This is a genomic window from Rhizobium sp. P1_E1 (assembly GCF_056406015.1).
On the sequence record NZ_JBFUAY010000219.1, the window covers coordinates 1 to 6,811 of the forward strand.

Here is a 6,811-nt window from a genome sequence, read left to right on the forward strand (position 1 = left end):
CACTTGCTCGACGACGGCAAGCAGCATGACGACCAATGCAGGCGATCTGCTTGGTGAGCTCAACACAATCAAGGGCCCGTCCTGCACCGATGCGGCGCTGCGGGTGCTCGGCCTGTCTTTTGCGGGCTGGAATGTGATTGCCGGAATCCTGCTCGCCGCCTTCGCCTTTGTCGGCGTTCGCAAGGCGGCCTCGTAAAATTGTCCAGCAATTCAAAGCGCTGCAGCGTCCGTTGCGCGTCTGAAAGGACGCGCAACGCGTGGGCCGTTCGATCAGGGCTGCAGTTCGGTATCCCAGTAGAGATAGTCGAGCCAGCTTTCATGCAGATAGTTCGGCGGGAACAGCCGGCCGTTATTGTGCAGATCCTGCACCGTCGGCTGATAGGGCTTCTGCGCCGGGAACATGCCTGCCTGCTTCGGAAGCTTGCTGCCCTTGCGCAGATTGCAGGGCGAGCAGGCTGCCACGACATTTTCCCAGGTGGTCTCGCCGCCATGGGCGCGCGGGGTGACGTGGTCGAAGGTCAGGTCGTCATGGGCGCCGCAATACTGGCACTCGAACCGGTCGCGCAGGAAGACGTTGAACCGGGTGAAAGCGGGATTGCGGGACGGCTGAACGTAAGTCTTCAGGCACACGACACTCGGAAGACGCATCGAAAAGCTCGGCGAAGAAACCGAATGTTCATATTCTGCTATGATGTTCACACGGTCGAGAAATACCGCCTTGATCGCGTCCTGCCAGGACCACAACGACAAGGGGTAATAACTCAGCGGCCGGTAGTCAGCGTTCAGGACGAGCGCCGGCAGGGCCTGTGGGGAGACTGCAATCGTCAAGGGACTCTCCTGATCGATTCGGCATCTGCACCTGTATATTAGGCCGGTTGTTACAGGATTGTGAAGTCCAATAAATTCAGAGGATAAAGGCAATTTGAAGAGTGTTGCCGATCAGCCGATCGGCACCATGTCACGGCGCATCTTCGTGGCGTAGTAGGCCCAGAAAAGTCGTGCCGCCACCGAGCGCCACGGCGACCAGACTTCCGAAAGCTCAGCAAGCGCCTTCGCCTGCGGCCGTGCCGCAAGACCGAATGCCGCCCCGACGGCATTCTGCAGCGCGACATCGCCGGCCGGGAAAACATCGGCATGGCCGCCGCAAAACATCAGATAGACCTCTGCCGTCCACGGCCCGACGCCCTTCAACGCCGTCAGTTCGCCAAGCGCCTCGCCCGGCGGTTTCAGGCAGAGCCCGGAGAGATCGAGGCGGCCGGAGGCGACCGCTTCGGCGATCCGTGACAGCGTCTCGGCCTTGGCGCGCGACAGGCCGAATTCGCGCCATGCCTCGGCGTGAAGCAGTGCGTAACCTTCGGCCGTCAGCGAACCGTCCGCCGGCAGCATGCGCCGCCAGATCGCGTCGGCGCTGGCGCGCGACACCATCTGCGAGACGATGATATGGGCAAGGCCGGCAAAGCCGGGCTCGCGCAATCGCAGCGGAATGGGCCCGGCCTCCGCGGCGATCGGCGCAAGGCGCGGATCGAGGCGAAGCAACGCTTCGAGCCCCTGCCTCACATCGTCCTCGTTGCGGATGATCTGCACTTTGCCTCGCAGTGGTTCAAAAACCGAATCCATGGCAGAAGAAAGCATGACCACGAGTGAGCGTCAAAAACCCGTCTTTCGTTTTGCGCCGAGCCCCAACGGACCGCTGCATCTCGGACATGCCCTCTCGGCCCTGCTGAACCGCGACATGGCGGAGGCCGAAACAGGCCGCCTGCTGCTGCGCATCGAGGATATCGACCAGGCGCGCTGCACACCTGAGTTCGAGGCCGGCATCCATAGGGATCTCGAATGGCTTGATATCAGTTGGGAGAGCCCGGTGCGGCGCCAGTCGGAACATTTCCCCGAATATCAGGCGGCGTTGCACACGCTGATCGAGCGCGGGCTGGTCTATCCGGCCTTTCTGACGCGCGGCGAGGTGAAGGCGCGCATCGTTGCCTACGAGGCAGCGGGTGATCCCTGGCCGCGCGATCCCGACGGCACTCCGCATTATCCGGCAATTGATCGCGAGCGTCCGGCAGACGAATGGCGGGACATGCTGACCTCGGGGAAGAAACATGCCTGGCGGCTCGATATGCGCAAAGCGCTCGACCTGATCGGCGAGCTGCTGTTCTGGACGGAAACCGGCGACGGCAGGACAGGTGAGATCGCCGCCGAGCCCGACGTCTGGGGCGACGTCATCCTGTCGCGCTCGGATGCGCCATCGAGCTATCATCTGTCGGTGGTCATCGACGATGCGCTGCAGGGCGTGACCCACGTCGTGCGTGGGCTCGACCTCTTCCACGCGACATCGGTGCACCGGCTGTTGCAGGTGCTGCTCGGCCTGCCACAGCCGGTCTATCACCATCATCGTCTCGTTCTCGACGCCGACGGCCGCAAGCTTTCGAAAAGCCAAGGCGACAGCGGGCTTGGCGAATTGCGTGCCCGGGGCATGTCAGGGGCGGATGTTCGCCGCCTTGTCGGGCTCTGATTGCCTTTCGACACGCTCTCTGCCGACGATCGAAAGCGTGTGGGAGAACATCCGGAAGACGCGGAACTTGATCAGCGCCGCATTGATCTCCGCGCCGATGATGAAGATGACGCCGACCATGTAGAGGAAGATCAGCACGATCATGACAGAGGCGAGACCGGCATAGGTTGCCGTATAGTTGGCGAAGGTCGCGAGATAATAGGCAAAGATCAGCGCGCCGGCGAGCCAGAGAAGCAGCGTCAGCAAGACGCCGGGAATGACGTCGAAGACTCGCCGCTTGCCGGCCGGCAGCCAGAGATGCATGACCAGCAGTCCGACCGTCAGAACCACCAGCGTGCCATAGATGCGCCAGCTGAAGACGATATCGAGGGTATCGGCAAACAGCGGAAACCACTTCCTGGAATAATCGAGCGCCAGCGGCAGGGCGACGAGCAGAATGCTGATCGCCGTGAAGATGATGACTGCGATCAGCACGTAGCCCAGGCTGGCGAGACGCGTGAAATACCAGGGCCGCGTTTCCTGCACCCGGTAGGCGCGATTGAGCGAGATGCGCAGCGCCTCGACGCCGTTCGAGGCGAAATAGGCGGCCGCCAGCACCGAGATCGTCAGCAGCCCGCCGCGCGGAATGGTCAGCACCTGCAGCACCTGGTCGGCAAGCGGCTTGGCGATCGCCTCGGGCCAGGTGTCGAAGATCAGGTGGATGGCGGTCGAGGAAAACTGATCGGCGCCGAGGAAGCTTGCAAGCGCCGTGCCGAAGATCAGGAAGGGAAAAACCGCAAGCAGGCTCGACAGCGCCACGTGACTTGCCATGGCGAAGCCGTCGTCCTCGACCATGTGACAGATCGCGTCATAGATCACGTCGTAGATCGTGCGCAGCACCTTCAGCATTCCGTCTCCGGCTTTCCAGATTGTATCCTCTGGCCGAATATGGGAAACGAGTCCCATTTTGTACAGGAATCATTCCATGGCGGAGCAGCGCACCATCGTCGTGACCGGATGTTCGTCCGGTATCGGCGCTCATTGCGCACGGGCGCTGAAAGCAGATGGTTGGCGTGTGTTCGCGACGGTGCGCAAGCCGGACGATCTCAAGGGGTTGGAAGCGGAAGGCATCGAAGCCTTCCTGATGGACTATGCCAGGACCGAGACGATTTCCGACCTGGTCGGCGCAGTTCTGGAACGCAGCGGCGGTCGTATCGACGCGCTCTTCAATAACGGCGCCTACGGCCAGCCGGGCGCCGTCGAGGATCTATCGACGGCAACGCTGCGCGCGCAGTTCGAGGCGAATTTCTTCGGCTGGCACGAGCTGACGCGGCAGATCATTCCGCTGATGCGCAAACGCGGAGAGGGGAGGATCGTGCAATGTTCGTCGATCCTCGGCATTGTCCCCTATCGCTTTCGCGGCGCCTACACCGCTTCCAAATTCGCGCTGGAAGGTCTCAGCATCACCCTGCGCATGGAGCTGCAGGGCAGCGGCATCCATGTCAGCCTGATCGAGCCGGGACCGATCGCCACGCGGTTCACCGCCAATGCGCTCGCCAAGATCAAGGAGCATATCGATCTCGAGAATTCGCCGCACGCGGTCGATTACACCAGACAACTGGCGAGACTCGACGGATCGGGGCCGGTCAACCGCCATAAACTCGGCCCGGAAGCGGTCTATTCCGTGTTGAAACACGCATTGAACTCGAAAAATCCGAGGCCACATTATCCTGTAACGACTCCGGCTAAGCAGGGCATGTTCCTGAAGCGGCTGCTTCCGGCAGACCTCTTCTACCGCCTGATGCGCTGGACGGACTGACTGAGAAAGCTGAACGCTATGTCCACGGTCACCTATATCCTCGCAATCATCGTCATGGGCGTCGTCGCCCTCGTCCTGATCCGCGGTCTCTTCAACATGATGAAGGGCGGCGATGCCAACCGTTCCAACAAGCTGATGCAGCTTCGTGTGCTGTTGCAGGCGATCGCCGTCGTCCTGATCATGCTGACGCTCTGGCTGACCGGCGGCGGCCGCCCGACCTGACCGGACTTCAAGGGGGAAACCATGGTCAAGCTCAACAAGATCTACACGAAAACAGGCGATGACGGCACGACCGGGCTGGTTTCCGGCCCGCGCCGGCTAAAAGACGATCTGCGCGTCGAGGCCTACGGCACGATCGATGAGGCCAATTCCGCGATCGGCCTGGCGCGGCTGCACACGGCCGGCTTGCCCGAACTCGATGCCATGCTGATGTCGATCCAGAACGATCTCTTCGATCTCGGCGCCGATCTCGCCACCCCTGACACCGGTGAGCCACCGGCCTATGAGCCGCTGCGGATCGCCGAGACGCAGGTCGACCGCGTCGAGCACGACATCGACCGGCTGAACGCCGGTCTGGAGCCGCTGAAATCCTTCATCCTGCCAGGTGGCAGCCCGGCTGCCGCCCATCTGCATCTTGCCCGCACGATTGCGCGGCGCGCCGAGCGTTTGATGGTCGCGCTTGCCCGCACCGACGGCGAAATCGTCGGCGAAGCGGCGATGAAATACGTCAATCGCCTCTCCGATTTCCTCTTCGTCGCCGCGCGTCATGCAAATGACCAGGGCCATGCGGATGTACTTTGGGTTCCGGGAAAAAACAGATAGGCTTGCCTCGATCACGATCGCCGGGGCGCCTTTATGTTCATACCACTTCACGATGCCAATACGCTGAAATATATCAAGGTTCAGTGGGTGACGCTCACGCTGATCGCGCTGAATATCGCGGTCTGGCTTTTGACCAGCCTGGAGAGCGAACAGGCAGCCCAGGCGACGACCGTCGGGCTCGGCTACATCCCGGCGATTGCCTTCGGCCATGCGATGCTGGCGCAGGGACTCGAAATCGTGCCGGAACCGCTGACCTACCTCACCTATGCCTTCGTCCACACCGGCTTCTGGCATCTGGCCGGTAACATGATCTTCCTCTGGGTCTTCGGCGACAACGTCGAGGATGCGATGGGACATCTGCGCTTCCTGATTTTCTATCTCGTGTGCGCCGCCGCCGGCGCGCTTTGCCACGGCCTGCTGACCATGACCTCGGAAGCGCCGCTGGTCGGCGCATCGGGGGCGGTCTCCGGCGTCGTTGCCGCCTATGTCTTGCTGCATCCACGCGTCAGGGTCTGGGTGCTGGTGTTTTTCCGTGTGCCGTTGCCCCTGCCGGCCTTCGTGCCGCTGCTTTTGTGGATAGGACAGCAATTCTTCATGCTGGCGATCGCACCTGACGGCGACGTTTCCTGGGGGGCGCATGTCGGCGGCATCCTGGCCGGGGCTTTCCTGATCCTGGTGTTGCGCCGACCTGGTGTGCCGCTCTTCGACCGGCAGATCGTCACGCCCCGCGCCGTCAGAAACGACACAGGCGCCGGCCCGGCCATCGCAGCCGGCACGGACGGGCGGACGGCACAGCGATTTCCCTGGGGCCGTCGCTGACGACAATATTGACGTGAACGTAAACGTCCATATATTGCCGAGGCAAATTGCCCGTCGGCGTCATGGAAGCGTTGAATTTGGAGGAAAAACGCGTATCCATGTCGCCATTCGACAATCGGAGCGGCGCCCAAGCGCGCATTTTCTAAAAAGCCTCTGAAGCCAGTTTCTCCTGAAGGAAGGACCCCATGAAGATACTCGTCCCAGTCAAACGGGTTGTCGACTACAACGTGAAGATCCGGGTGAAGCCGGATGGCACGGGTGTCGAGCTTGCCAATGTGAAGATGTCGATGAACCCGTTCGACGAGATCTCGGTGGAAGAGGCGCTGCGGCTGAAGGAAGCCGGCAAGGCTGAGGAAGTGGTCGTGGTGTCGATCGGTCCTGCCAAGGCCGAGGAGACGCTGCGCACCGCACTCGCCATGGGCGCCGACCGGGCGATCCTGGTCGAGACCGACGATCAGATCGAGCCGCTCACGGTTGCCAAGATCCTCAAGGCTGTGGCCGATGCCGAACAGCCCGGGCTGATCATCGTCGGCAAGCAGGCGATCGATGACGACAGCAACCAGACCGGCCAGATGCTGGCAGCACTGCTGGGCATGCCCCAGGCGACCTTCGCCTCGAAGATCGAGATCGGTGACGGCAAGGCTCAGGTGACCCGCGAAGTCGATGGCGGCCTGCAGACGATCGAGATCAAGCTGCCGGCGGTCGTCACCACGGATCTGCGCTTGAACGAACCGCGCTATGCCTCGCTGCCGAATATCATGAAGGCGAAGAAGAAGCCGCTCGACAAGAAGACGCCTGATGATTTCGGCATCTCGACCACGCCGCGCCTCAAGGTCTTGAAGACCGAGGAGCCGTCGGGC

Annotated in this window: 10 protein-coding genes; 7 read left to right on the top strand and 3 right to left on the bottom strand. The window is 61.9% G+C overall.

Translation table 11 applies throughout. From position 1 onward, the window contains the following. Window positions 1-196, top strand: a 196-nt coding sequence (locus AC1D1Z_RS31910; protein ID WP_477852847.1) for a disulfide bond formation protein B, incomplete at its 5' end; no start/stop codon positions are given. Between the two features lie 74 nt (window positions 197-270). Here the strand turns inward: AC1D1Z_RS31910 and AC1D1Z_RS31915 are convergent. Both AC1D1Z_RS31915 and AC1D1Z_RS31920 read right to left on the bottom strand, forming a co-directional pair. Further along, the gene (locus AC1D1Z_RS31915; RefSeq protein WP_011653702.1) at window positions 271-828 is read right to left on the bottom strand and encodes an HNH endonuclease; all 558 of its coding nucleotides are present in this window, start codon (window positions 826-828) and stop codon (window positions 271-273) included. A 111-nt stretch (window positions 829-939) separates the two neighbouring features. Next, complete coding sequence (locus AC1D1Z_RS31920; protein ID WP_131647675.1) at window positions 940-1,632, bottom strand: DNA-3-methyladenine glycosylase family protein; 693 nt, start codon at window positions 1,630-1,632, stop codon at window positions 940-942. On the opposite strand from AC1D1Z_RS31920, the gene gluQRS reads away from it, so the two are divergent. Then, entirely contained in the window at window positions 1,631-2,512 is an 882-nt protein-coding gene (gene gluQRS, locus AC1D1Z_RS31925) for a tRNA glutamyl-Q(34) synthetase GluQRS (RefSeq protein WP_131647673.1), read from the top strand. The two genes, AC1D1Z_RS31920 and gluQRS, sit on opposite strands and share 2 nt — an antisense overlap. Here the strand turns inward: gluQRS and AC1D1Z_RS31930 are convergent. Then, window positions 2,477-3,400, bottom strand: a complete 924-nt coding sequence (locus AC1D1Z_RS31930; protein ID WP_018243772.1) for a YihY/virulence factor BrkB family protein — start codon at window positions 3,398-3,400, stop codon at window positions 2,477-2,479. The two genes, gluQRS and AC1D1Z_RS31930, sit on opposite strands and share 36 nt — an antisense overlap. A 76-nt stretch (window positions 3,401-3,476) precedes the next feature. On the opposite strand from AC1D1Z_RS31930, the gene AC1D1Z_RS31935 reads away from it, so the two are divergent. From AC1D1Z_RS31935 to AC1D1Z_RS31955, 5 genes are all read left to right on the top strand, one after another. Then, window positions 3,477-4,310 (top strand): SDR family oxidoreductase, encoded by an 834-nt coding sequence (locus AC1D1Z_RS31935; protein WP_018243773.1) that lies wholly within the window; start codon window positions 3,477-3,479, stop codon window positions 4,308-4,310. An 18-nt stretch (window positions 4,311-4,328) separates the two neighbouring features. Then, entirely contained in the window at window positions 4,329-4,532 is a 204-nt protein-coding gene (locus AC1D1Z_RS31940) for a twin transmembrane helix small protein (protein WP_018243774.1), read from the top strand. A 21-nt stretch (window positions 4,533-4,553) separates the two neighbouring features. After that, entirely contained in the window at window positions 4,554-5,132 is a 579-nt protein-coding gene (locus AC1D1Z_RS31945) for a cob(I)yrinic acid a,c-diamide adenosyltransferase (RefSeq protein WP_131647674.1), read from the top strand. 33 nt (window positions 5,133-5,165) lie between these two features. Next, window positions 5,166-5,951: a rhomboid family intramembrane serine protease gene (locus AC1D1Z_RS31950; protein WP_113543129.1), complete on the top strand. Its 786-nt coding sequence runs from the start codon at window positions 5,166-5,168 to the stop codon at window positions 5,949-5,951. Window positions 5,952-6,136: 185 nt separating this feature from the next. After that, a partial coding sequence (locus AC1D1Z_RS31955) for an electron transfer flavoprotein subunit beta/FixA family protein (protein ID WP_477852850.1) occupies window positions 6,137-6,811 on the top strand: 675 nt, incomplete at its 3' end.